Below are 24,943 nucleotides of genomic sequence, written 5' to 3' on the forward strand. Positions count from 1 at the left end.
CTCGTCGACATTTAAAAAGTGCAACGGGACGACCACGTAAATGGCTCACCCTTAGGATTAAATCATGAATTAATGGAGATAAAATTATATTAATTTTTAAAAAAATTTATTAGTTCAAACTGTTTGGAAATAGGAAAAAACCGGGTGTAAATTTCCCGCCAATCTTATGACACTCAATTGACTATGGCGACGAAAACAGTACAGGACCTGGTGGTGCCGGTGGGCGTGACGCTCGACCGTTTTATCATGCACAGCCAAAGCGCGTTCCCCTACGCGACGGGCGAATTGTCGCAGTTGCTGCGCGACATTGCATTAGCCGGAAAGATCATCAACCGGGAAATCAACCGCGCGGGGCTGATCGACATTGCGGGTGGAAATGGTACCGAAAATGTGCAGGGAGAGGACCAGCAGAAGCTCGATATCGTCGCCAACGTACGGTTCATTCGTGCATTGAAGAATGGGGGGGAGGTTTGTGCCATCCTTTCCGAAGAAGAAGAGGACATTATACACACAGGCAACGACCACGGCAAGTACGTAGTCGCCATGGACCCGCTCGACGGTTCTTCGAATATCGACGTCAATGTGTCGATCGGCTCCATTTTCTCCATTTACAGAAGGGTAACGCCCATTAACGGCCCGGCTTCGATGGAGGACTTTCTCCAAGGCGGTCGCAAGCAGATAGCGGCAGGGTACATATTATATGGCTCGTCGACCATGCTCGTGTATTCAACTGGCGATGGCGTGAATGGTTTTACATTCGATCATTCGCTAGGGGAGTTCATTTTATCACACAAAAGCATCGGTACGCCGGCTAATGGCAAAATCTATTCTGTGAACGAAGGGCATTACCACAGCTACCCGCCGTTTGTGCAGCAATATGTGGCACAATGCAAGTCGCGGAATTTCAGCGCGCGTTACATCGGTTCGCTCGTCGGCGATTTTCACCGGAATATGCTCAAAGGCGGCATTTACCTTTATCCATCCACCAAAAAAGACCCGAAAGGCAAGCTGAGGCTGCTTTATGAATGCTATCCGCTGGCATTCATCGCCGAGAAATCGGGCGGTAAGGCGAGCGACGGCTTTGGCAGCATTCTCGACATTGTGCCGCAGTCGTTCCACCAGCGTTCTCCGCTGTACATTGGCTCTTCCGAGCTTGTGGACGACGTTGTGAAAGGCTGATAACCGGCTACCGTTTTAGTTTTCGTACCTTTGCCGAATGCAAGAGACGCAAAACTCATTCGAGCAGTTCAAGCTCAACCGGCAATTGCTCAACGCAATTGAAGAAGCAGGTTATACCGAACCAACCCCCATTCAGGAACAGGCAATACCCGTAGCGCTTGCCGGGCAGGACATTCTGGGCATCGCTCAAACCGGTACCGGCAAGACCGCCGCTTATACATTACCGCTATTAATGCGCATCAAATATGCCCAGGGACAGCATCCCCGGGCATTGATTTTGGCCCCCACGCGCGAGCTGGCTATGCAGATTTCCGAAGCCATCACGCAGCTCGGAAAGTATACCGACATTCGCACAGTGGTATTGTACGGCGGCGTCGGCCCGAAAACGCAGATCGAAGCATTGCGCAAAGGCGTGGACATTATCGTGGCTACCCCGGGGCGGTTTATGGATTTGTATTTCCAGGAAGAAATAGTTGTGAAGCACCTGAATGTAATGGTGCTCGACGAGGCCGATAAAATGATGGATATGGGTTTTATGCCTCAAATCCGCAAGCTGCTTGAAATCATTCCGCGGAAACGACAGAATATGCTTTTCTCCGCGACATTCTCCGGCAAAGTCGAAAACCTTTCCCACGAATTCCTCGAATTCCCGACCCGCATTGAGGTTACCCCGCAGGCTACCGCCGCAGAAATGGTAACCCAGGTGCTGTACGAGGTGCCCAATTTTCGCACCAAGATCAATTTACTATCCTATTTATTAGAGGATAAAGAGACCCTCACACGCGTACTCGTGTTTACGCGCAGCCGCGAGGTGGCCGGGCTCGTGCACCAGAATTTGCTGGGCCGCGTAGTCCCCGAAGCCGAATTACGCGTAATCCATGCAAACAAGGGCCAGAATACCCGCATTAATGCCATGGAAGCATTTCGCGAGGGAAATATCCGGGTAATGGTGGCGACGGACGTCGTAGCGCGCGGGATCGATATTACCGAAGTGAGCCATGTGGTCAATTTCGATGTGCCGCTGATTTATGAAGATTACGTGCACCGCATTGGCCGGACCGGTCGGGCTAATACAATCGGTAATGCGATCACTTTTATGACCATCGCCGACGAATACCACATCCGGAAAATCGAAGCGATGATCCGTATGGAAATTCCGAGGGCGGAGTTCCCGGACGATGTTTACATTGCCGAGACGCCCTTCCAGGAGCGGCAGGACATGCTTCGGGAAATCGATAACCAGCGCCGGAAGGAAGATCCGACCTTCAAAGGGGCATTTCACGAGAAAAAACACAGCTATCCGCCGGCGAAGAAAGGCGCGGGGAATACCAGTAGGGGACGCAGGCAAGCATCGGGAAGAAGTAAACGAAGGTAATGCAATACAATTCCAATAAATCCGTTTAACTTGGACAATAGAAACCTGTTCTTCTATTAAAGTCAATTATGAAAGAGTCTGTTGTAATTTGGCTTGCCCTTTTGATACCTGTGCTGAGCTTCGCTCAAAACACGCATCTGGCAAGCGCGGGTCCAAGCACAGATACAAACGTTGCCCCCAAAAAGTCCCTCGATTTAAAAGAGAGGCGCGTTACCCCGCTCTTCGGGGAAGTGAGCAAGACATCGGAGCAGATTGATGAAGAGATCAAATTCCTGAGTGAATGCGACAAATCATTTTCCAGCCGCACAGAGGCCAGCAGCTTTTTCGCGACCCGTGCGTGGGAATATTTGCAGGAAGGTTCTCTGGACACAGCCTGCTACCGCTTCAATCTCGCCCACCTGTTGAACGACAAGAATGTGGAAGCTTACTGGGGGCTCGGAGTTGTATCGTACCAGCGCGAAAGCTGGGTGGATGCGAAAAGAATGCTGAGTAAGGGCGTGAGCCTGCAAGGAGACAATGTACCGCTGCTGGTGGATCTGTCGACAGTTGAACTCAAACTGTTCGCAATCACCAGCCGGAAAGAGGAGTTGGACGAGGCGGCCGAATTGCTGAAACATGCTGTTTCCATTGATTCTACTTACGCGCTCGGCCAGTATAACCTGGCATTGCTGCATTACAATCTCAACGAACTCGACAAGTCGTGGGATCATTTGCACAAGGGCCGGACGCTGGATTTCAGTCAACTTAACCTCGACTTTGTTGAACTATTAAAAGCGAAGATGCCCGACCCGCAAGGTTTTTTCAAATAAGGTGGCATGGTTCCGAAATTGCAAAGTCTCCCGCTTGGGAGACTTTTTTGTTTTATTTATATTGCTCATAATCATTTTGTTATCTAAAAATTGGTACAATTTTTGTGCAGCACTAGGTCATGAAACAAAGACGCTGGTATCTTATCATTCCGCTTTTCTTGCTGGCTCTGACTATTCGCGCGCAGTCGGTAAAAGTGGTCAAATACGAGGATCTGGAACGGCTTGTACGGGTAAAGGACGACACTTTGAATGTCGTCAATTTCTGGGCGACCTGGTGTGGGCCTTGCGTGAAAGAGCTGCCGCAGTTTGAGGCATTGAATAAAACCGGTGCTTCGAAAAAAGTGAGGGTGCTCCTCGTGAGCATGGATGATGTGAAAACGCTGGATAACAAAGTGAAGCCGTTCGTGAAACAGCGGAAACTGAAATCGAAAGTCGTTTTACTGAATGAGCCCGATCTGAATACCTGGGTCGATAAGCTGGTGCCCGAATGGTCGGGTGCATTGCCAATGACGCTGATCGTGAACGAGAAGAATCAGGTGAGGAAATTTATTGGTAAACCCGTGAAGGAAGGAGAACTGCAATCCATTATCAATCAATTATAAACGCTTATGAAAAAGGTAAAAACCGCATCGTTTCTGGCGCTGTTACTGGCGTTTTGCATTCAGGGTACCGCATTTAAGGCCGACGGCTACAAGGTTGGCGACGAGGTTCAGGATTTCAGTTTGAAGGGAATTGATGGTAAAATGGTGTCGCTAAGTGGTCAGAAGGAAGTAAAGGGATACATTATCGCATTCACCTGTAACACCTGCCCGGTAGCGAAAACTTACGAAGACCGGATCATCGCCTTAAATGCAAAATATGCCGCAAAAGGCTATCCGGTAATTGCCATTCAGCCGAATGACGTGAATGCTTCGCCCGGCGACTCGTTCCAGGCCATGCAGCAACGTGCTAAATCGAAGGGTTATACATTCCCGTATTTGTCGGATGAGACGCAGAATATCACCAAAGCCTTCGGTGCGACGAATACCCCGCACATGTTTGTGGTAAGAAAAGAAGGTGAGAAATTTAAAGTAGCCTACATCGGCGCGATCGACAACAACCAGGGCGATCCGCAAGCCGCTAGTCAGAAATATGTGGAGAATGCAGTGAATGAACTTCTGGCAGGTAAAACAGCCGTCACCACGCCATCGGCAAGAGCGGTGGGATGTGGTATTAAATGGAAGAATGCTTAAAAAATATGATGTCAAACTGAGCGAACCAGCGATGTACGCTCAGTTTGACATTTAGCATTACTGGAAGAAGAATCCGCTTGGGATAACGCCTACTTTAATAGAATCGACTACACTTCCGTCCGTGCGGTAGCGCACTGCGTATCCCGCCTGCGTGTACGACGGGCTCACAGCCCCGTAAAGCAACCCTTGTGACGGATCAACGGCAAGGCCGGAGAAGTGGCGGGGGATCAGCGGTGTTCCTACCGCGATTTGCGTATCGGAAATGGAGAATTTATAGGTCGCACCATGCTCCTTAAAGGCATCATCAAACCACGAAAGCACGAAGAAAATAGATTTCAGATCATTGCTGAACGCAAAGTTACCCACTGCTTTGGTGCCGCCGGTAGCGATGGTCATCGTTGCTTCGGTAGCATTGCTTTCTGTATTAATGCGCAGCACCTTATCACCCGCGCTCACCCAAAGCTTCCCATTTGCATCGATACCCACGGGATTGGCGATTCCAGGTGTCGAAATCGGCGATGTTGCTTCGTCGGAAGTAGTGTTGATGATCGCCAGGCTGTTTCCTGCACCCCATTGCGTAGTTCCTACGTAAAGTTTTCCATTATTATAGACCAGGTTTTCAGGACCATTGGCAACATTGATTTTCTTCGTCACCTTTTTAGTAGTAAGGTCGATCACCGCGATGTACCCGGTCGAGTATTTCTGATCTGCATTGGTTCCCCAGCAGGAAACATATGCCTTGCTGCCTGCGATCGCTACTTCGCGGGGATTCTCGATGTCCGGTGCACCGATGGTACCTTCATCTCTGAAAGTGTATCGTTCAACGAACTGTACCCTGTCCTGGCCCGCCGCAGAGTTATCGACGAGGATAATGCCCTGTTTTTCGGATGCGGTATAATCCTGCACGCCGCCTTTCAGATCAGTACCATTGGCAGCGGCGAAAATATCGAGGTCGGCGGTAGTCCTTTCACGCGGGAAAAAGGATACTGCACCGTTGTTCTGCTGGAAATTGCCTTCATTCGACACAAACACACCACTTACGTAATCGCCTTTGGGAGCCGGGTCGCTTTGGTTACAAGACCACAGCAATGCGGCAGAAAACGCTACTGCTAATGAACTGGCTAACTGTTTTTTCATTTTCATTGATTTATTGGGAATCATAACTAAAGGTTAAACTTAATGCAAAACTTCTTCCCGGCATCGCATTATTTCTGACATTCAGATAAAACGTGTCGGTAACGTTACGGATCTGCGCCTGCAAATGCATCCTGAACTCATCGAACCGAAAGGTCGTCTCGCCGATCAGGGTCACCAGCCCGTAACCGTCCAGGAATTGAATATTATCGGAAGTGGAGTAACGCTTGCTGGCGGCCTGGAACTGGGTGGTAAACCGCGTCAATTTATACTGGAAGAACATATTGACATTCGCCGTGTGCTCCGGAACGAAAACCAGTTGCTTACCCACAACATCCTGAGAATAATTATCATAGGCTTTTTCCTGGCTGCTTTTGTTGAATGCATAGCCGGCATCCAGGCCGGTATGCCAGAAGCCGATTTGGCGCTGGTAGTTCAATTGTAGCTCGATACCCCGCGCCAGCACCTGTTGCAGGTTCTCGACGCGAAAGCCGCTCGACGGGTTCCAGTAAGTCCAGTCTTTGATACGGTTATGGTAAAAAGTCGCTGAGGTGCGCAACGAGCCGCCAATCGCTCTTCTGAATGCCTGTTCCAGGCCGATTTCCTTGTTCCAGCCTGTTTCCGGCCGGATACCCGGATTCCCGAGATCTTTCCAATAGCGCTCGTTCAGCGTGGGTACGCGATAGCTGCGCCCGGCCGAACCTTTGATTTTGAGATCATACCTTATTTTTTGAACCAAACCATATTCCAAACCCACGGAAGGCGTGAACGGCGGATTGTAGCCGGTTACCAAACCTTGCCTGAGGTTGACAGAAGTGATTATTCTCGCAGTCGGCTGCCAGCGGGTCAGTAGAAACAGGTCCGTGCGGTTCTCGCTCACGGGCGATTGCGCATACCCGGGCACGCGCGAGCGGTAATGCGTCCATTCGCCCCCGGCTTTGATGGAAACAGGATTTACATTGTCTCCAAGATTTAGCATAAAGTCCTTTTCAATTCTCGAAGCGAATTTATCCGTTACCGAATGGTCGGGCCGGGAAAGGTCGCCTTTGGCATAATCGATAATGTCCCTTACCCAGGCTGTACGCATAGCGAGCGAGCCTGCCTGGTAGCGGAGCATCGTGCGATAGGCCGTGGTACGCGTCATTTCGCGACCCATTTCGTCGTCGGGAATGAGCACGAGGTTATTGTCCGTGAGCCAAATGTGCGCGGAAATTTCCCGATCGTTTTTCGCCCGGAAAAACAAATCCTGGACAATGCCTTTCTGTGCGGTTTCAGTTGGCAAAAGCAGATAACCCCGCCGCAAGGGTTTCCGGTAATCGTTGTTCATTTTGCCATTGTAAACCGCCGTTTTTCCAGAAAACTCCCATTTTTCATTCAAATGCGTGAAATAGCGGAAAGTTTCCTGCACCTGGTAATTGTTAAAACTCGCCCGTTGTGCCCCGGCGGTTACGGAAAGCGGCTTATCCGGCGCTTTACTTCCCAGTAAAATGCTTCCTCCCACCGCATCCGACCCCACAATGCTGGCCGCGGAACCGTATTGTATGGAGAGCTGATCAAAACCGGCGACGGGAATCGTTGAGAAGTCGGTCTGACCCAGGGTAGGGGCATTGATATTGAGTCCGTTCCACAAAACAGCCGTGTGGTTGGCGGAAGTACCTCTGAATGAGGCGGTACTAAGCTGGCCGGGGCCGTAATTCCTGAATGCAATGGGTGTAAATGCAGAAAGAACATCGCTGATGTTCTGGAACCTCAGCTGTGTGAGGGAAGCTGAGTCGATGGCCTGAATTTTTAGGCCGCTCATGAATTTTTCCGGTACAAAGCCCCGCACAACTACGGTTTCGAGGGCAATGGAGTCGTTTTGTGCATAACCCGGCAATGTGAGTGCAAAACTCGCCCACAATACCCAGTATCCCACAAATCTCCGGTCGGTAAACACTTTCAAATCGCAATGATTGGCGTCGATCTTGCGCTTTTCCTCCGAAAACGGGCCGATCAAATGCTCTGGCAGGTCTCCTGGCTCGTCTTTCGCGTCCTGTGCCTTCCCGTCGGTAAACAGTGGCATGAAGATGGGACGCAAATGGGCAGACTTACAGTTGCGGGGACAGTTTCCGGTTCTCACGGAATTCCCTATTAAGCCTAATTGCTGATTAGAAGCAGCTTATGGCACCAAGCGGGTGCAAAGTTAGGCATTTCCCCCGACTTTCTGTTGTGTAGGATAACCGCTATCTTTGCGCCAAATTACGATTGCTTTTGGCCGCTTCTACTGATAATTTTCCGACCACATCCTCCCTGAAAGGCATTTACCTCATGCTGGGAGCCGCATTTTTCTTCTCGCTCACGTCTGCGATATCGAAATGGCTCGGCCGCGAATTCCACATCGTGCAACTGGTATTTTTCAGGAATATCGTGGGGGTAGTATTTATCATCAGCAGCATCTGGAATCGTCCTCTCAGGCAGGAAGGTGGAAAGTTGGGGCTGCTCATTTTCAGGGGAGTAGTGGGTACGTTATCGCTTTACATGCTCTTTTACGCCATCCAGACCCTCGGCCTCGGCCGCGCATCTACCTATCAATATACCTATCCGATTTTCCTTGCGCTCTTTTCATGGCTACTTATCGGCGAGACGCTCAATGGAAAGGAATGGATGGCCATATTCGTGGGTTTTACGGGTATTCTGTTCGTTTTCCGGCCCGACCTCTCGTCTTCCCTCCGCGACAATGCGTTGGGACTAGGCAATGCATTACTGACGGCCGTCTCCTATTTGTCGATCCGGCAGCTCGGCGTCGTGTATGATACGCGCGCGATCATTCTTTCTTTTATGCTCAGTGGTATCGTTATGCCCATTTTGTCGATGCTGGTCGGTACCTATTATCCAATGGAGCATCTGGATTTTCTGATAGGCACATTCAAATGGCCGGAGAATGCCTGGCAATGGCTGGGATTTCTCACATTGGGCCTTACCGCGCTTATCGGGCAACGAATGCTGACGCAATCGTTCACCTACGATAAAGCAGGGCGCGTCGCCGCTGTTGGCTATTCCAATATCCTTTTTTCGGTATTGATCGGCTTCCTGATGGGAGAAGCTATCCCGACGCTTTCGATGCTGACGGGTATGTTGCTGATCATTACCGGCGGCATTCTGGTGTCTTTGGCTAAAACCAAAAAAGCTTAAAGCCGTTCGTTGAATGCAAGCCAGCCGATGTAAAACTCCTGTGCTTTGGTTTCGTCAAAAATGCGTAAAATTGGGATGACTTTGCTGACCTCCATGTCGATTGTGCTTTGAGGCAATGATTTGTGGCTGAGATTTGTTTAAGAGAAGAAATCTAAAAAATTACCATGAAACGACTTCTGTCATCGCTGATAATATTTCCGGTAATGCTGACATTGCAGACCGGTTTCAAAGCCGATACCGCTAACAAACCCGAAGAAAAACCGGGCGCAGGAAAGCTGGCAGAAGCCGAGCCTGCGGAAGGCATCCAATGGCTGACCATCGAAGAAGCATTCGCCAAGATTCAGAAAGAGCCCCGCAAAGTCCTGATCGACGTCTACACCGACTGGTGCGGCTGGTGCAAGGTGATGGACCGCGAAACGTTCAAAGACAAAGCCGTAACCGATTATATCAATAAGAAATTCTACGCCGTAAAGCTCGACGCAGAGCAAAAAGGAACAATCAAGCTTGGAGATAAAGAATTCAAATACCTCGCCCAGGGCGGCCGGGGCATTAACGAGATCGCATTGGCATTAACCAACAACCAACCAAGCTATCCCACCACCGTCTTCCTGGACGATAAATTCAACATGATCCAGCCGCTGCCAGGGTACCTGAAAGCCAAGGAATTCCACCAGATCATCACATTCTTTGGGGATGATTACCACAAAAAGCAGGATTTCGAAAGCTATAAGGCGAAGACTTACGGTAGTTTGTACCCTGCGAAGTAGCTATAAGTTAACTCACTCAACTTCCTTATAAATAGTCATTAATCGGCAGTTTCAGGTTTGATGCTCTCAAAACTGTGTCCTGTTATTAACTTAACTAATTTATATGAAGTGCAGTGAGCTTATGAGAATACTGAAAAATGATGATTGGTTTATTGTTAGGCAAGAAGGCAGTCATGTTATTATGCGGCATCCTACCAAAAAGGGACAGGTGTCGGTTCCTTATCATGGTTCGAAAGAAGTGAAGAAGGGATTGTTGGCAGCGTTGTTTAAGAAGGCAGATATAAAAACCAATAAGAGATGAAAAAGCCAAAAATTGTTCTGGAAGTCATCAGGGAAGAGGAGGGGTTTAGCGCCGTTGGCGACGTTGCCGACAAATTCATTGGCACGCAGGGTGATGATATGGAGGAGCTAAAACAAAACATCCTCGAAGTGGTCAATCTGAGCTTCTTCGAGGATGGTTTCAGTTATAATATGGATGAAATCGAATTAAGGTTGCCTATTGAAAAACCCGAAAGTTCGCTTCATTAGTTAGAAGGCTAGTTTCTTAAACCGCCTCCCCTTCCTGCATTCTTTCCGCATTCTCAGCAATGCGCAGTTTTTCGATCAGTTCCGCAATATCTCCTTCCATTACGGCGGGCAAGTTATATACCGTGTATCCGATGCGGTGATCGGTAATGCGGCTTTGCGGGTAGTTGTAGGTCCGGATTTTGTCGGAACGGTCGCCGCTGCCGACCATGGATTTCCGCTGAGAACTGATGGCGTCGTTGTGCTTTTTCAACTCGATCTCGTACAGGCGCGAGCGTAGTACGCTCAATGCGCGATCTTTATTTTTAAGCTGTGAACGTTCATCCTGGCAACTCACAACAAGCCCGGACGGGATATGCGTCAGACGAACCGCGGAATAAGTCGTGTTAACCGACTGTCCACCCGCACCTGACGATTGGAAAGTATCGACACGAACATCATTCATATTGATCTGCACATCCACTTCCTCGGCTTCCGGCAGAACGGCTACCGAAGCAGCCGACGTGTGAATGCGTCCCTGAGATTCCGTCTGCGGAACGCGCTGCACGCGGTGCACACCCGATTCGAACTTCATTTTGCCATACACATCCTCACCCTCGACTTTACAAATGATCTCTTTATAACCACCGTTGGTGCCTTCGGTGTAGTCCATTACGGATGACCGCCAGCCCATTTTTTCGAAAAAGCGCTGGTACATTCTGAAAAGATCACCGGCGAAAATAGCTGCCTCGTCGCCACCCGTACCACCGCGAACTTCGAGGATAACGTTACGGCTGTCATTGGGATCTTTCGGAATCAGCAGCTCTTTAATTGCCTGTTCCAGCTCTGCCAGTTTAGGAACCAGGTCGTCGAGCTCTTCCTTGGCCATTTCACGCAGATCTTCGTCTTTTTCAGTCGCTATAAGTTCTTTGGTGCCTGCAATGTCCTTGTGCAACTTCTGATAAAGCGCATATTGCTCCACGATCTTGCCAAGGTCCTTATATTCCTTGCTGATCTTCGAATAACGCGTAGAATCGGAGACCACTTCCGGTTGTATGATTTGTTGAGAAACCTCTTCAAACCGTTCTTTTATAGCTTCTAATTTATCGATCATCTTTATTGAATATCTTTGGCATCTCGCATTCGGGGCACAAAGATACGCATTTTAGCTAAATGAATGGTTTCAAGGGGCTGGCCGCATGCTGTGCTAGATACCGTTTGCTGGATTAAACTAACATTTAGAACAATGAAAAAAATAATAGGTATCGCAATACTGGCAGGCATACTGGTGGGTTGCGATTTTAAAAGTGGCCGACTTGAAAACACCAAGGAGCTGAGTCGCGAAATAAAAGCGTCGCAGATCAAGCGCGTTACCAACGTGCAACTGATATCGTCAGCGGATGAATGGGGAAAGAAAATCGCGCAGATCGCTGAAAAAGCATTGAAAGGCGAACTCGAAAAGAATCCCGACGCCGGGTTGCCACATTGCCGTGACCTGAGCGGCATTCCGGTAATTGCTGCTTTGGAAAAGGAATATGGCGTTAAAGTCGAATTGTTCGGTACTAACGACGTGAAGCGCCCCGACCTGCACGCCAAGGAACGGGAAATACTCGACGCATATGCTTACAGTGCCAAAAGCAACACGCAGGCAGGAGATAATTTGCAACTACTCAACGACACCCTGCTGGTCTATAACGCCCCCGTTTCAGCGGAGAGCGTTATTTGCAAGAAATGCATGGCCGGTCAGGACACTACTTTCGCCGTCTGGCGGCTGCTTTTCAACAAGAAAGAAATCATCAGAAAGCTGGATGCCAAGCAGTTGAAGGATTGATTTAGAAAGGGTATTATTCGTTAAGAACGATACCCTTTCCAGTTTTTACTTCCCTACAACCTGATAGATATCATACCAATCCTCCCGGCTGAGTTTTACATCCGAAGCGCTGGCTCCATTGCGGATGCGGGCTTCGGAAAGCGATCCGATAATGGGTAATGTGCCCAGTTTCATAAGCCAGGCGACGGCCGTTTGTTCGATATTGGCGTCGTATTTTTTACCGACTTCTTCCAGTTTTGTTCTTAACCGAATGGCCTTTTCATCGGTACCATTCAGGATTTTACCGCCTGCGAGCGGCGCCCATGCGAGGGGTTTGCTGAAACTCTGTTTGATGAAATCAATGCGGCCGTCTTCGATCGCCGTCGTATTCATCAAATTCAGTTCGATATGGTTCGTAACGATCGGAATGCGAAGGTATGACGCGAGCAACTGGTGCTGGAACACCGTAAAATTGGCAACGCCGATGTGTTTTGCCTTGCCGGAAGTCACGATTTCGGCCAATGCCATGGCTGTCTCCTCCGGATCGGCGAGCAAATCGCTTTGGTGCAGCAAGAAAATGTCCAGATAATCGGTTTTAAGCCGTTTGAGTGAACCGTTGATACTGTTGATAATGTGCTCACGCGAATTATCGTAGTACGTCAATGATTTATCCTCCGACTGCCTGATGCCGCATTTGCTGAACAGGACGATGTCCTCACGTTTGAACGACTTGTTGGCAATGATTTTGCCGAAATGCTCTTCAATCGTATGGTCGCCGTAAACGTCAGCATGGTCGAATGTATTGATGCCCAGATCGAGGCAGAGATTGACCGTTTTTTCAATTTGCGCGGTGGTGACGGCACCTTCATCGGTCCATCTCCAAAAACCATAAATTGCTTCCGAAACTTTCGGGCCGGAATCGCTGAGGCTTACTTTTTTCATCGGTGGTAGTTTGAATTCCTGCAAAAATATCTATTTCTCCATTCGGTTATCCCTAACGATCAGATAAAAATCATTGTCCAGTTCCAGGTAGCCGTAGTCGTAGACGAAGTGGTAAATGCTGCCTTTGAGGGTCGGGCGGATATGGGTAATGTGGTTAAAATCAAAGCCGCTGGCCAGTAAAACGTTCTTGGTGGTTTTGGATTTATCGTCCGGACAAAGCGTTTCCAGGATCCTGCGATTCTTCCGTAGCTGGTTATTAATGTTCCGCACAACATTGTGAGAATTCGAATTGAGGCGGTTGTTGAAGCTGTTCCGGCACAGGTCGGAACAGAACTTTTTGTCCATTCTGCCCATGATAGGTTCACCGCATTCCTGGCAATTCTTCATGTCTTTTTCGTTTGCGCCAGACTCGTTGAAGCTTGGCAGTGTGCATAGATTTTCCTGAGTTGCAATATAGTAAAAATCGCTTGCAGGGTTCAAGAACCCACATTTATCCGTTTGCAAACGACTACAAACGTTTATATCCGATTATAAGCATTTAAAAACCGGCTCCATTTTTGCGGCCATCACACCTTTGCATTACCGGTTCGCATTTCGGTCCGGTACCAATATTTATCATCTAAACATTTGTAAAATGAACTCGGTAAAGTTAATCGGAAATGTAGGCCGCGAAATCAATGTAAAGGAGTTTGAAGGCGGTAAAATGCTCAGTTTTTCACTGGCGACGGACGAAGGATATCTGAACAAGAATAAGGAGGAAGTCAAAAACACGGTATGGCATCAGGTAGTGGTGTGGCGAGAACTGGCCGAGCGTTGCGAAACGTTCCTGACGACCGGGAAAATGGTTACTATCGAAGGACGGCTGAGTTACCGGCAATACGTGAGCAAAGATGGCCGGAATGTCAGACGGTCGGAAGTGACGGCCTACAAGGTCGAAGAGTATGTCAAAAGGCAGGAGTCGGCGGGTGTAGAAGGCTAGCGCGCGTCGCAGGCAAGGAATGTATCGGGAAGAAGAATATAAGGCAGGCCTCATGCCTTGGTCGACATGAGGCCTATGTTTTGCTTATGAAAGGCTTTTTTCGAGCGTAGCTTTCCAGTTGCCGTAAGCCTCGCGCGTTGCTTGCGTATGAGTTGCATCGGGCTCGATCGTACGCAATGCGGTCAGACCGGTAAATGCTTCTTCGCGGTTTTTGTAATAACCGAGTCCGAAGCCGGCAGCCCGTGCAGCACCTTGTGCGCCGTCGGTATTGTAAAGCTCGACGGTGGCGCCGGAGACATTGGCAAATGTTTCCCTGAAAACCGGGCTGAGGAACATATTGGCTTCGCCTGCACGGATGTTTTTAAGAGATACGCCCACGGTTTCCATGATTTCCATACCATAATAAAGTGCGAAAACAATGCCCTCCTGCGCGGCGCGCGTAAAGTGGCTAAGTCCGTGGCGGCTGAACTGCAGTCCTTTGAACGTATTTCCCGGGTCCTGGTTTTCGAGCATTCGCTCGGCGCCGTTACCAAACGGTAAACAGAACAATCCATCGGATCCCACGGGCGCTTGCGCCGCGAGGTTGTTCATTTCCGGATAAGAGATATTGCCCTGGAATAGTGCATTGCGCAGCCAGCCGTTCAGGCTTCCGGTTCCGTTCACGCATAGCAGAACGCCGTACCGCGATGCGGAAGAAATCGGGTTTACGTGCAGGAATGTGTTGACACGCGATTTCGGATCGAATTTGATCTGGTCGCTCACGCCGTATACGACCCCGGAAGTTCCGGCAGTTGCCGCTACTTCGCCCGGTTCGAGTACATTGAGTGAAAATGCATTGTTGGGCTGGTCGCCGGCGCGGTAAGTAACAGGAATGCCTGCCCTCAGGCCCAGCTCAGCAGCAGCGGCAGCAGTAACTTTGCCTTGCTCCGCGAAAGTCGGAAGCACTTCGGGGAGGATATCGTGACTGAAACCGAAATGATCGAACAGGAAATCGGCCGGGCGTTGGTTGACGAAGTCCCAGAATATACCTTCGGAAAGTCCGGATGGCGTAGTAACCACTTCGCCTGTCATACGCGCGGCCAGGTAGTCGCCGGGCAGCATGAACTTGTGGACTTTCGCGTAAACTTCCGGCTCGTTCTGTTTCACCCAACCCAGTTTGGAGGCGGTGAAATTACCAGGTGAGTTAAGCAAATGCGGCAGTACATATTCTTCGCCTAATGCCTCCATCGCCTGGTTACCTACCTCGACGGCACGGCTGTCGCACCAGATGATGGACGGGCGAAGGACATTCAGGTTTTCATCCACGACCACGAGCCCGTGCATCTGGTAAGATATACCGATGGCACCCACTTCGTCGGGGGACACGTTTGCTTTTTGGATAACCGCTTTTGAAGCCAGACATGCATTTTCCCACCACATCTGCGGCTGCTGTTCGGCAAAGCCCGGCTTGGGAGCTGCAATGGTCATTTCCCTTTCAGGATAGAATGCGGAGGCGGCAACTGCCCCGGTATCTGCGTGAATCAAACAAGCTTTGACGGACGAACTGCCTAAATCGAATCCAAGGAAATACATTGCGAAATATGATTATTTTGATTTAAAGAGCTTCAATGTTTAAATATAAGTGCTAAAAAGTACAAAAATGTTCAAATAACTTTAAGAAAAGAAACATAATAAGTGTAAATTTTACACTTAAATATGAATGTGCCGAATGCAGATTAGAAAGTGATGTCAGTTCACCCGGAATTGAGGTATATTGATGACCTGATGAAACTAAAGGGTTGATTTTAGGGTCTCCTTTGTGTTTATCTTGCAAGAGGTCAAATATCTATGCGATATTTGAGGAAAATTTCAAGTTGCTGACATCCTTTATCGGGAATTATGAAGAAAGTTGTACAAGTCGTTCTCATTGGCGGGCTGTTTCTGTTGTTTTCGGAGTTTCGTCCTGTCGACAAAAAGTGGGAGAAACAGTTCTCACGTCTTGATAAGGAGATCAGGCAGAATAGTAAGGCCTATACAACACTTGGCGACGCTACCAAAACCATCGGGCACCGGCTTACCGGAAGCGTAAATGGTGAAAAGGCGGAGGAATATGCATTCAAGCTGTTGAAAAGCTACGGCTTCACGGATGTGGTTTATCAGCCGTTTGAAGTAGAAGCATGGATGCGCGACACCGTTACGCTGTCCATCGCGCCTGGCAGCAGTGACAACTTCCGTGACGTTCCCGTGGTTTCCCTCGCGCACTCGCCCGTCGAATCCAATCTGCAAGGTGAAATTGTGGATGTCGGCAATGGCTTGGAAGAAGATTTTCTGGCCCTGAAAGACAAAGTAAAAGGCAAAATCGCCATGGCCAACATCAACCTTGTTGGTGCAGCAGGCAAAAAGAACCTGCACCGGTCGGAGAAGACGGCGTTGGCGATCAAATACGGCGCGCGGGGAATGATTATGGTCAACGGCGCACCGGGTAAGATCCTGCTTACCGGCACAGCGTCGGTAACGGGTGCGATCATTTCCATTCCGGCGGTTTGTATTTCCAATGAAAGCGGCCACGAGATCCGGAAATGGATCCAGGACGAAGGTCCTCTGGAGGCGCATATTGATATGCACAACATTTCAAAGCCGATCAAAGCCCGTAATGTGATCGCTACGCTGAAAGGGAAGTCGGATGAAAAAGTCATTATCGGTGGCCATCTCGACTCGTGGGACCTGGCTACCGGCGCGATTGATAATGGAATCGGGTCTTTTGCGGTAATGGACGTGGCCAGGGCATTCAAAGCATTGAAAGTAAAACCGGAGCGGACCATTCAGTTCGTGCTGTTTATGGGCGAGGAGCAGGGATTGCTAGGTTCAAAACATTTCGTAAGCGAGCTGAAAAAATCCGGTGCGATCGAGAAGATATCCTATATGATGAACCTCGATATGACCAACGATCCGAACGGAGCCAACACGTTCGGGCGGGATGAAATGATGGAGTTTTTTGCGACGGTCGGGCAGGCGATCCAGTCTGTGGATCATGACTATAAGAATGAGACAGCCAATCGGGCAGGCTTGCACAGCGACCACCAGCCTTTTATGCTGGAAGGCGTTCCGATTGCAGGTCTATCCGGGCACCTCGATCCCAATGTGCTGCAATGCTATCACGCAGACTGCGACGATTTCAGCCTGGTAAACAAAGACCAGCTGGAAAATACGGTTCGCATTGCTTCCATGTACCTTTACGCATTGTCCAATGCAGAGAATATCGCGGTGAAGAAATTGTCGGACCAGAAAACCCGTGAATATCTGATATCGCAAGGATTGAAAGAAGAACTGATTATCGGACAGGAGTGGCGCTGGGAACAGTAAGCTTTTGCCGCAATTGAAAGTACAATGCTAGTATTTCCGAATGCCAAAATCAATATCGGTTTAAATATCGTCGAAAAGCGCCCGGACGGGTTTCATAACATCGAGTCCTGTTTCTATCCCGTAGGTTGGTCGGATGCGTTGGAAATTACTTTGGCGGAGAATTTTTCCTTTCATTCCGACGGGATCACAATTCCCGGCAATGCGGCAAATAACCTCTGCACGAAAGCGTACGAAATGCTCAGGACGAATTTTAAGTTGCCTCCCGTCAAAATACATTTATTGAAAACGGTGCCGATCGGGGCGGGACTGGGCGGAGGATCTGCGGATGCGGCTTTTACCATCAAGGCGCTGAACCAGTTGTTTGAGCTCGGTATTTCCATTGAAGAGCAGGAAAAATATGCACGGCTCATCGGCAGCGACTGCGCGTTTTTCATCCGGAACAAACCCATGTACTGCTTCGAAAAAGGCGACCGGTTCGATAGCATAGACATAAATATTTCAGGAAAATGGATCGTGCTCGTAAACCCGGGCATTCATATTTCGACCGTTGAAGCATATTCCGGCGTAGTCGCGAAACGGAGCAGCGAAAATTTACGTAATATACTTCGGGAGCCAATTACAGAATGGAAAGGCCGTGTGCGGAACGATTTTGAAGCAACGCTCTTTGAAAAATATCCTCTTTTGGGGGAAGTGAAAGAAAAATTATACGGCCTTGGAGCGGAGTATGCGGCCATGAGCGGTTCGGGATCAACGCTGTTCGGTATTTTCGGGCAGGAACAAAATGTAAAACACCATTTCCCCGATTTTCGTCTGTGGCAGGGATTTCTTAAGTAAAATTTAACCCTCGGGTTATGTATTAAGGTGTAAATTAGTCGTTATATTCACTTTGAATTGCGCTTTTCGAAGATATCAATGATAGGCAGATGAGTCCGAAGCACACAACTAAGCAAACCGAAAACCCCTTCACCAAACGTCGTGAGCCGCTTGGCTTTATGCTTTGGTTGGGAGTTGCAGGCAGCTCGGTGCTCTTTACCTCAATCTTCGTCATTTTCCTTTTACGCGCACACAAAGAAACGGCCCATCTGGTTGCATTGCCGGATATGTTTTGGCTGAGTACGCTCGTCATTTTGTTCAGTAGCATTACACTTCACGAAGCAAACCTCGCTTTCACCAACGAACGTTTCCTGCATTACCGGGTATTTCTCGGTGCTACGCTGTTGCTCGGGTTTATTTTCATCATGTTGCAGACAGGCGGATGGATGGAAATGGTCAATTCGGGCGTTTTCAGCGGCGTGAATACTTCGGAAGGGTTCATTTACCTGCTGACGGGCCTTCACCTGCTTCATATGATGGGTGGCGTGCTGTACCTGAGTTATCTGTTCAGGAAGGCTGTGAAGAATAGAAGTTATGTCGACTCTTTTGTTTACAGTGTTAACCCGCCAAACCGCCTCCGCATTAAGCTTTTCACCCGCTACTGGCATTTCACCGGCGCGCTCTGGCTGGTGGTGTTCATCTTTCTGATTGTACTCTATTAGAAGCTGGTTTACAGTGATAACCTGCCGAAGTTGCATTCCCGAATTCGTATATTTGGAATCCGAGATGTAATCACATGATCCCCGCTTCACCTCCGATCCGTACCGACCTTTTCTCCCTGTTCATTCTGCTCGGGTGTGTGCAAGGGCTGATTTTAGCCTACGTTTTCCTCTCACATACGAAAGGCAGCAATCGCTCAAACCTATTTCTGGGAATTCTGATTCTGGCGATGTCGGTGATTATCAGCGATGTGTGGCTGGGATATACCAATTATATGTTCCGCGTGCTGTGGCTGGTGGATTTCAGTGAACCACTGAATCTGGTCATGGCCCCGACGGCATTCCTGTACACGCAAACAGGTGTTAACCAGCGGATTGCCAGGCGCGCATGGTTGCATTTTATTCCTGCGATCATTTACCTCGCGTACATGTGCGCGCTTGTATACCCACAAGGCCTTGCATTCAAGTACAATGCAAACATTGGCTCTTTTCATCCTGAAATGGCAACAATTGCAGCCACAAGGTATGGCAGCGATTGGATGTTTTATCCAAAATGGCATATCAACGACCTTACTTTTGCGAGTATGGTCATTTACAGTATCGCAAGTTTCGTGGCGCTTACCAGGGCATTCCGGAATCGCGGTACTTCTTTTTTTACCGGTGAAAAGAGCTCGCTCACCTGGTTCAGGGATATGTCGCTGCAACTGACATTCCTGGTGCTGGTCTTCTTTATCGTCCGGATTTCCTTCCGCCACGATCTGGGCGACCACATTATCGCCGCATTTATTTCCCTGATCATTTACATTACGAGCTTTACAGTGTTAAGGAGGTCGCTGTTCTTCCACGAACCGGCTGAGCGGATCACCCGGAAGTATGAAAAATCTTCCCTAACCGAGGAAATACAATCCGCGACGCTCCGCAAACTCCAAGCGGTAATGCTGGAAGAAAAGCCATTCCTCGATCCGGGCTTTTCCCTGCCGGCCCTTTCCAAAAAGCTCGGCGTGTCTACACACCATTTGTCTCAAATACTCAATGAGGAATTGAAGCAGAGTTTTTTCGATTTTCTCGGTGCATACCGCATTCAGGAGGCTCAGCGGTTGCTCGCGGACGAGGGCAATGCGTACATCAAAATTGAGGAAATAGGACAGATGGTAGGCTATAATTCAAAGTCGGCATTCAATACGGCTTTTCGTAAGATTTCAGGATTGACACCCTCGGAATACCGCAAAAAGTACGTCAACCAGAAGTTCTGACTTATCGGGAAGAACTTCGAACGGATCAGGACGGTCGTTTCTGAGGAGTTTGGGACGCTAGTTTTGGGCATCACTCAAAGCTATTCGTCATGGAAACAAAGCCCGATCAATTTCATCCCGCATCCACCAACATCCGCCGGTACGACCTCGACTGGCTCCGCGTCATCGCATTCGCAATCCTGATCTTTTTCCACGTCGGGATGTTTTTCAATCACTGGGACTGGCACATTAAAAACAATGTCGTCACACACGCCGTTGAATGGCCGATGCGGTTCAGCAGCCAATGGAGAATGTCGCTGCTATTCATGATCTCCGGTGCGGGCGTTTATTTCGCGCTAGGAAATCGTGGACCCGCTGCTTTTCTGAAAGAACGTTTCGTACGGATTTTCATACCGCTGGCTTTCGGCATGTTCGTGATCGTCCCGCCGCAGATATTCTTCGAGCGGCTTACGCAAGGGCAAACATATGGTTACGGAGATTTTTACAAAACAGTATTCCAGTTTGTACCCTATCCGCAGGGCAGTTTCAGTTGGCACCATTTGTGGTATCTGGTGTATATTTTCTGCTATTCGTTGCTGGGGCTTCCGTTGTTGCTTTTGCTCCGCCGCTCGGTCGGCTTTACGCAGCGTGTAGCGGCATTCTTCGCCAATCCCTGGGCGTTGATAATCCTGCCGGTGCTGTGGCATGTTGGAGGAAGTATGTTACTATCGGAGCCATTTCCGACCACGCATAATCTGGTGAGGGATTGGAACGAGCATTTTCACGATTTTACACTATTCGTGACGGGTTTTGTGCTTTGTACGCAAACCCGCTTCTGGGAAACGCTGCAAAAGCATCGCCGCCTTACCTTAGGCATCTGGATCACCCTGACGATTGCGCTGTATGCCTACTACTGGACCGTCGACCGGGATATGAATGCGACGGAATGGCTGGTGTACGACATTATCAAGACCACCAATGCGTGGTGCATTCTGCTCTCGTTTTTTGGATACGGCTACACTTACCTTCAATTCACCAATCCATTCCTGAAATATGCCAACGAGGCGGTGTACCCGTTTTACATCCTGCACCAGACAGTGATAATTTGCCTGGCTTATCCGCTGATCAATGCGCCGGTGCATTGGTTTGTGAAGTTTGTGTACCTATGCGTAGCCACATTCGTGGTATGCCTGGGTACATACCATTTTCTGATCCGCCGGAGCAACGTCCTGCGGGTATTATTTGGGATGAAAGCAGTAAAACGACGGAAAGCCGGAGAAACTGTGGCGCCTATTTCTTCAATATCTTGAATTCCACACGGCGGTTCTGCTGCTGGCCTTCGGGCGTATCGTTTTTAGCGACAGGCTTGGTTTCACCGTAACCCTTGCTCGCGATGCGGTCGGGTTCGATGCCTTTGCCGATGAGATACTCGCGAACGGTATCGGCCCGCGCCTGCGACAGCGTCACGTTGAATTCCGCGCTACCGGTATTGTCGGTATGCCCGCCGAGTTCGATGGCAAGCGTTTTGTTTTCTTCCATCGAAATGGCAATGCGGTTCAGTTCGGGGAAAGATTCTTCACGAAGCGTCGCTTTTCCGGTGGCGAAGAAGATATTGTTTAGCCGCACGATCTGCCCTTCCTCGATCGGGATTAGTTTCAACGATTTGTTGGCGATTTCTTTGAAGCCTTTATTGCCATTATTAGTCGAGTCGGTAAGGTCGATATTTTCACCTTCGGCAATAAAATTAGGCGCAACTGCCCGCCAGCTGTACTTGTTGCCGTATGGCAGCACGAGTTTGTATTCGCCCGTGGTAGGGTTGGTGGTAGCGGTACCCACTTCTTCGCCGGTCGCGAGGTCTTCATAAACGATCGTCGCTTCGACAGGTTTGCCGGTTTTGGAATCGATCACTTTTCCGCTGATCATCACAACCGGGTCTGACGGTGGTACAACAGCAGCCACCGGTGCTTCGGTAGAATCGGCCGGTGAAGTTTTGGGTTGCAGGTTGTAGCGGACAATGTCGCCTTTGCCTTCGGTATCTTTGAAAGAAACCATATAAGCAAAATCACCCAATGCGGAAATGGTATAATAGGCATCATAACCTTCGGTATTGATGGCCGGGCCGAGGTTTACCGGACGGCTCCATCTTTTCCACGACTTGTCGATCCGCTTGCTGTAATAAATGTCGTTGCTGCCCTGCCCGCCTTTCCGGTCGCTGGAAAAGTAGAGCGTCACGCCATCCGGCGCGAGGAATGGGGTGGTTTCGGTAAAATCCGCGGTATTGATTTCAGCGCCCAGGTTCAATGGTTTGGACCAAGTACCGTCCTTTTGCTTGAAACTCACGTACAGATCGTCGACTTTGCTGTTTTTCTTCTCGCTGAACGACATTACCAGGGTTTTGCCGTCATTGGAAAGATAACCGCAGTCGAACTGGCCTTTGCTGAGTTTGGTGTAACCCGGAATATCCAGCTTGTTGGGAGCGGACCAGCCGCGGGCTGTTTTTTTACTGGTTGAAAAACCCCGCGTCTCATAGGTGCCGTTCTTGTATGATCCCTTGATTAACAGGGTGTTGCCGTCGGGCGTGATGCTGTAAAGGCTATTGTAGTCTTCCTTGTTGAGGGGTGTAGGCAAACGCCGCGCCGGCGTCCATTTGTCGCTTTTGAGCTCTGAAAACCAAATATCCTGGCTGCCTTTCGGCCCGTGCGTGTTCTGCGGATGGCTTACCCGTGAAAAATAGATCGTTTTCCCGTCCGGCGAGATGATCGGACTGATTTCGTTGTATTCGGTATTGACCGATTTTCCGAGATTTTCCAACTGTGCGTAGGCGCAGATGGATGTGGCGACCGTAATGGCTAATAGGCAGAATGCACGCATTGTTCTGACAGGATGGCTAGTTTTTATCTACATACAACGACCCGTCCAGCGGCTTATTTTCCGCATTTTGCAAACGGAAGGCCTCCATTTTTTCAAGGAGCGTTGCCGGATCTTCCGCAACCACCAAAAGCGTGCGGGTATCGGCACGCAAAAAGCCTTCTTCTACCATTTTATCGAGTTGCAGCATTAAGAGATCGTAAAATCCGTTGACGTTCAATAGCCCGACGGGACCGTGGAAAATGCGGAGCTGTGCCCAGGTCAGGATTTCGAAGAGCTCGTCCAAAGTGCCGTAGCCGCCAGGCAATGCTATTACGCCGTCGGACATCGACACCATTTTGGCTTTGCGCTCGTGCATTGTTTCCACGAAATGCAGTTCCGACAATGTCTTGTGCGCCACTTCCAGTTTAGCCAGGAAATTAGGGATGATACCCGTCACAAACCCGGCATTGTCCATTGCGCCATCGGCCACACGGCCCATCAGGCCCATATTGCCGCCGCCATAAATCAGTTTGATGTTCTGCTTTGCCAACGCTGCGCCCAATTCGTAGGCGGCTTCGGCATAGATCGCTTTCTTTCCCGGGTTTGAACCGCAGTATACAACTATGGATTGCATCGGATGGTCGGATATAATTTGAAGGGCGCGTATTCCGGCAGGTTATGCCAGAATATCCGCGGCCAGTTTTTTAAGATCGGTGTCGCCGAATGTGCCGGAGCTCATCAGCAACAAATTGGCATCTTTCCAGGTCAGCGATTTCAGGAATGCTTCCAGGTCTGCCGAGTTGGTAAACACTTTCAGATCGTCGCGCTTGAATGCCGTTCTGATATCTTCTTCCGACAGGCTTTCGAGCCGCTTGTGTTCCAGCGTTACCGGATTGAAATACACAATTGCCACGTCAGCCGATTTCAGCTTGCGGCGGTATTGGGATAAAAATCCTTTGTTAAGGCTGCTGAACGTATGAAGCTCCGCGCAGGCTACCAGCGTTCTTTGCGGAAACTGCTCTTTCAGCGCATTCGTAGTAGCTTCCACTTTGGAAGGCGCATGGGCGAAATCGCGGTATACGTTTACGGTTTCATTCATTCCAAGTAATTCCAGCCTTTTCGAAGCACCTTTGAAAGTGCGGATCGCGTCATAGAACTGTTCGTCGGTCACACCCAGCCGCTCGCAAACCTCGCGTGCGCCGCTGATATTCTTCATATTGTGACTTCCGAAAACGAGTACCGGCACTTCGCCCTGTTCGGCGGTGATCAATATCGTGCGGTTGTCCTCGATCCGGTGCGGATGTACATTATAAGGCGTGCTGGAAACATCCGGGCGGCCTTTCTGGCCGATGACGTCCAGCATATCGTCCGTTTCATCGAAAATGATAGCCCCCGCTTTCGGTAGTGAATCCGCCAGCAGTTCAAATTGCTTGACGTACGATTCCCAGGTTGGGAAAACATTGAAATGATCCCAGGCAATGCCGCTGATCAATGCGATATGCGGCTGGTAATGGATGAATTTCGGCGTAGGATCGATGGGTGACGTAAAGTACTCGTCGCCTTCGATCACGATCAGTGGGGCATTGGCAGAAAGCTTCACCATATTATCGAAGCCTTCGATCTGAGCGCCTACCAGGTAGTTGAAATTTCTTTTATTGTATTTTAAAACATGGAGAACCATTGAAGTAATGGTCGTTTTGCCATGACTACCGGCGATTACCACCCGTTGTTTGTCGTGGCTTTGCTCAAAAATATATTCGGGATACGAATACACTTTGATCCCCAGCTCTTTCGCTCTCGCGAGCTCGGGGTTATCCTGCCGGGCATGCATTCCGAGGATCACAGCTTCCAGGTCGGTGGTGATTTTCTCCGGAAACCATCCCGTAACCGGCGGAAGCAGGTCGTATTGCGCCAGGCGGCTGGATGATGGTTCATAGATTTCATCATCCGATCCGGTCACAATGAACCCTTTTAAATGTAGTTCGATGGCCAGATTGTGCATCACACTACCGCCAATCGAAATGAAATGTATTTTATGCAAAGATGAAGATTGACTCATTGACAATTCTAAAAACTGATTCCGTT

At 49.3% G+C, this 24,943-nt stretch carries 26 protein-coding genes and 1 riboswitch; of the genes, 16 read left to right on the forward strand and 10 right to left on the reverse strand.

Annotated features, from left to right (window positions below):
- Positions 1–183: 183 nt before the first annotated feature.
- The 5 genes from fbp to BLQ88_RS26805 all read left to right on the forward strand — a co-directional run bounded on the left by fbp (position 184) and on the right by BLQ88_RS26805 (position 4,595).
- Positions 184–1,179: a class 1 fructose-bisphosphatase gene (fbp, locus tag BLQ88_RS26785; RefSeq protein WP_090156085.1), complete on the forward strand. Its 996-nt coding sequence runs from the start codon at positions 184–186 to the stop codon at positions 1,177–1,179.
- Positions 1,180–1,216: 37 nt separating this feature from the next.
- Positions 1,217–2,554 (forward strand): DEAD/DEAH box helicase, encoded by a 1,338-nt coding sequence (locus BLQ88_RS26790; protein WP_090156086.1) that lies wholly within the window; start codon positions 1,217–1,219, stop codon positions 2,552–2,554.
- 68 nt (positions 2,555–2,622) lie between these two features.
- Positions 2,623–3,363 carry a tetratricopeptide repeat protein gene (locus BLQ88_RS26795; RefSeq protein WP_229212880.1) on the forward strand — a complete coding sequence of 247 codons (741 nt, stop codon included), beginning with the start codon at positions 2,623–2,625 and terminating at the stop codon, positions 3,361–3,363.
- 119 nt (positions 3,364–3,482) lie between these two features.
- The gene (locus BLQ88_RS26800) at positions 3,483–3,965 is read left to right on the forward strand and encodes a TlpA family protein disulfide reductase (RefSeq protein WP_090156087.1); all 483 of its coding nucleotides are present in this window, start codon (positions 3,483–3,485) and stop codon (positions 3,963–3,965) included.
- Positions 3,966–3,971: 6 nt separating this feature from the next.
- Positions 3,972–4,595 carry a thioredoxin family protein gene (locus BLQ88_RS26805; protein WP_090156088.1) on the forward strand — a complete coding sequence of 208 codons (624 nt, stop codon included), beginning with the start codon at positions 3,972–3,974 and terminating at the stop codon, positions 4,593–4,595.
- A 57-nt stretch (positions 4,596–4,652) separates the two neighbouring features.
- On the opposite strand, the gene BLQ88_RS26810 is transcribed toward BLQ88_RS26805, so the two are convergent.
- Positions 4,653–5,732 (reverse strand): DUF5074 domain-containing protein, encoded by a 1,080-nt coding sequence (locus BLQ88_RS26810; RefSeq protein WP_229212881.1) that lies wholly within the window; start codon positions 5,730–5,732, stop codon positions 4,653–4,655.
- 10 nt (positions 5,733–5,742) lie between these two features.
- Positions 5,743–7,725 carry a TonB-dependent receptor plug domain-containing protein gene (locus BLQ88_RS26815; protein WP_229212882.1) on the reverse strand — a complete coding sequence of 661 codons (1,983 nt, stop codon included), beginning with the start codon at positions 7,723–7,725 and terminating at the stop codon, positions 5,743–5,745.
- Positions 7,716–7,914: riboswitch (cobalamin riboswitch) on the reverse strand. It overlaps the preceding gene by 10 nt.
- Before the next feature lie 65 nt (positions 7,915–7,979).
- Here BLQ88_RS26815 and BLQ88_RS26820 point away from each other — a divergent pair.
- Positions 7,980–8,900: a DMT family transporter gene (locus BLQ88_RS26820; protein ID WP_229212883.1), complete on the forward strand. Its 921-nt coding sequence runs from the start codon at positions 7,980–7,982 to the stop codon at positions 8,898–8,900.
- Here the strand turns inward: BLQ88_RS26820 and BLQ88_RS37610 are convergent.
- Complete coding sequence (locus BLQ88_RS37610; RefSeq protein ID WP_374754775.1) at positions 8,897–8,995, reverse strand: glyoxalase superfamily protein; 99 nt, start codon at positions 8,993–8,995, stop codon at positions 8,897–8,899. The genes BLQ88_RS26820 and BLQ88_RS37610 overlap by 4 nt on opposite strands.
- A gap of 69 nt (positions 8,996–9,064) precedes the next feature.
- On the opposite strand from BLQ88_RS37610, the gene BLQ88_RS26825 reads away from it, so the two are divergent.
- From BLQ88_RS26825 to BLQ88_RS26835, 3 genes are all read left to right on the forward strand, one after another.
- A complete protein-coding gene (locus BLQ88_RS26825) occupies positions 9,065–9,667 on the forward strand; it encodes a thioredoxin family protein (RefSeq protein ID WP_090156090.1) in 603 nt (200 codons plus the stop codon).
- A gap of 121 nt (positions 9,668–9,788) precedes the next feature.
- On the forward strand, positions 9,789–9,968 hold the full coding sequence (locus BLQ88_RS26830) for a type II toxin-antitoxin system HicA family toxin (protein WP_229212890.1): 180 nt from the start codon (positions 9,789–9,791) through the stop codon (positions 9,966–9,968).
- A complete protein-coding gene (locus tag BLQ88_RS26835; protein ID WP_090156092.1) occupies positions 9,965–10,195 on the forward strand; it encodes a hypothetical protein in 231 nt (76 codons plus the stop codon). The genes BLQ88_RS26830 and BLQ88_RS26835 overlap by 4 nt, the downstream gene beginning before the upstream one ends.
- Before the next feature lie 16 nt (positions 10,196–10,211).
- Here the strand turns inward: BLQ88_RS26835 and prfA are convergent, their stop codons facing one another.
- Positions 10,212–11,285, reverse strand: coding sequence for a peptide chain release factor 1 (gene prfA / locus BLQ88_RS26840; RefSeq protein ID WP_090156093.1), 1,074 nt, complete (start codon positions 11,283–11,285; stop codon positions 10,212–10,214).
- Positions 11,286–11,417: 132 nt separating this feature from the next.
- Here prfA and BLQ88_RS26845 point away from each other — a divergent pair, with 132 nt between their 5' ends.
- Entirely contained in the window at positions 11,418–12,002 is a 585-nt protein-coding gene (locus BLQ88_RS26845) for a hypothetical protein (protein ID WP_090156094.1), read from the forward strand.
- A gap of 45 nt (positions 12,003–12,047) precedes the next feature.
- Here BLQ88_RS26845 and BLQ88_RS26850 read toward each other — a convergent pair whose 3' ends face one another.
- Both BLQ88_RS26850 and BLQ88_RS26855 read right to left on the reverse strand, forming a co-directional pair.
- Positions 12,048–12,923 carry an aldo/keto reductase gene (locus BLQ88_RS26850; RefSeq protein WP_090156095.1) on the reverse strand — a complete coding sequence of 292 codons (876 nt, stop codon included), beginning with the start codon at positions 12,921–12,923 and terminating at the stop codon, positions 12,048–12,050.
- A 30-nt stretch (positions 12,924–12,953) separates the two neighbouring features.
- Positions 12,954–13,310, reverse strand: coding sequence for a hypothetical protein (locus BLQ88_RS26855; RefSeq protein WP_090156198.1), 357 nt, complete (start codon positions 13,308–13,310; stop codon positions 12,954–12,956).
- A gap of 247 nt (positions 13,311–13,557) precedes the next feature.
- On the opposite strand from BLQ88_RS26855, the gene BLQ88_RS26860 reads away from it, so the two are divergent.
- On the forward strand, positions 13,558–13,902 hold the full coding sequence (locus BLQ88_RS26860; protein ID WP_090156096.1) for a single-stranded DNA-binding protein: 345 nt from the start codon (positions 13,558–13,560) through the stop codon (positions 13,900–13,902).
- 84 nt (positions 13,903–13,986) lie between these two features.
- Here BLQ88_RS26860 and BLQ88_RS26865 read toward each other — a convergent pair whose 3' ends face one another.
- Positions 13,987–15,474 carry a xylulokinase gene (locus tag BLQ88_RS26865; protein ID WP_090156097.1) on the reverse strand — a complete coding sequence of 496 codons (1,488 nt, stop codon included), beginning with the start codon at positions 15,472–15,474 and terminating at the stop codon, positions 13,987–13,989.
- A 306-nt stretch (positions 15,475–15,780) separates the two neighbouring features.
- On the opposite strand from BLQ88_RS26865, the gene BLQ88_RS26870 reads away from it, so the two are divergent.
- The 5 genes from BLQ88_RS26870 to BLQ88_RS26890 all read left to right on the forward strand — a co-directional run bounded on the left by BLQ88_RS26870 (position 15,781) and on the right by BLQ88_RS26890 (position 21,318).
- Positions 15,781–17,244 carry a M20/M25/M40 family metallo-hydrolase gene (locus BLQ88_RS26870; protein ID WP_090156098.1) on the forward strand — a complete coding sequence of 488 codons (1,464 nt, stop codon included), beginning with the start codon at positions 15,781–15,783 and terminating at the stop codon, positions 17,242–17,244.
- A gap of 24 nt (positions 17,245–17,268) precedes the next feature.
- On the forward strand, positions 17,269–18,078 hold the full coding sequence (gene ispE / locus BLQ88_RS26875; RefSeq protein ID WP_090156099.1) for a 4-(cytidine 5'-diphospho)-2-C-methyl-D-erythritol kinase: 810 nt from the start codon (positions 17,269–17,271) through the stop codon (positions 18,076–18,078).
- A gap of 89 nt (positions 18,079–18,167) precedes the next feature.
- On the forward strand, positions 18,168–18,779 hold the full coding sequence (locus tag BLQ88_RS26880; RefSeq protein WP_090156100.1) for a cytochrome c oxidase subunit 3: 612 nt from the start codon (positions 18,168–18,170) through the stop codon (positions 18,777–18,779).
- Between the two features lie 74 nt (positions 18,780–18,853).
- The gene (locus BLQ88_RS26885; RefSeq protein WP_229212884.1) at positions 18,854–20,029 is read left to right on the forward strand and encodes a helix-turn-helix domain-containing protein; all 1,176 of its coding nucleotides are present in this window, start codon (positions 18,854–18,856) and stop codon (positions 20,027–20,029) included.
- Positions 20,030–20,118: 89 nt separating this feature from the next.
- Entirely contained in the window at positions 20,119–21,318 is a 1,200-nt protein-coding gene (locus tag BLQ88_RS26890; protein ID WP_090156101.1) for an acyltransferase family protein, read from the forward strand.
- Here the strand turns inward: BLQ88_RS26890 and BLQ88_RS26895 are convergent.
- Genes BLQ88_RS26895 through BLQ88_RS26905 form a run of 3 tightly spaced genes read right to left on the reverse strand, consistent with a single transcriptional unit; the run spans position 21,299 to position 24,917 of the window.
- Entirely contained in the window at positions 21,299–22,879 is a 1,581-nt protein-coding gene (locus BLQ88_RS26895; RefSeq protein ID WP_090156102.1) for an OmpA family protein, read from the reverse strand. The two genes, BLQ88_RS26890 and BLQ88_RS26895, sit on opposite strands and share 20 nt — an antisense overlap.
- Positions 22,880–22,895: 16 nt before the next feature.
- On the reverse strand, positions 22,896–23,492 hold the full coding sequence (locus BLQ88_RS26900) for an LOG family protein (RefSeq protein WP_090156103.1): 597 nt from the start codon (positions 23,490–23,492) through the stop codon (positions 22,896–22,898).
- A 42-nt stretch (positions 23,493–23,534) separates the two neighbouring features.
- A complete protein-coding gene (locus BLQ88_RS26905) occupies positions 23,535–24,917 on the reverse strand; it encodes a UDP-N-acetylmuramate--L-alanine ligase (protein WP_090156104.1) in 1,383 nt (460 codons plus the stop codon).
- Between the last annotated feature and the right edge of the window lie 26 nt (positions 24,918–24,943).

Source organism: Dyadobacter soli (assembly GCF_900101885.1).
In the GTDB taxonomy this organism is placed as follows: domain Bacteria; phylum Bacteroidota; class Bacteroidia; order Cytophagales; family Spirosomataceae; genus Dyadobacter; species Dyadobacter soli.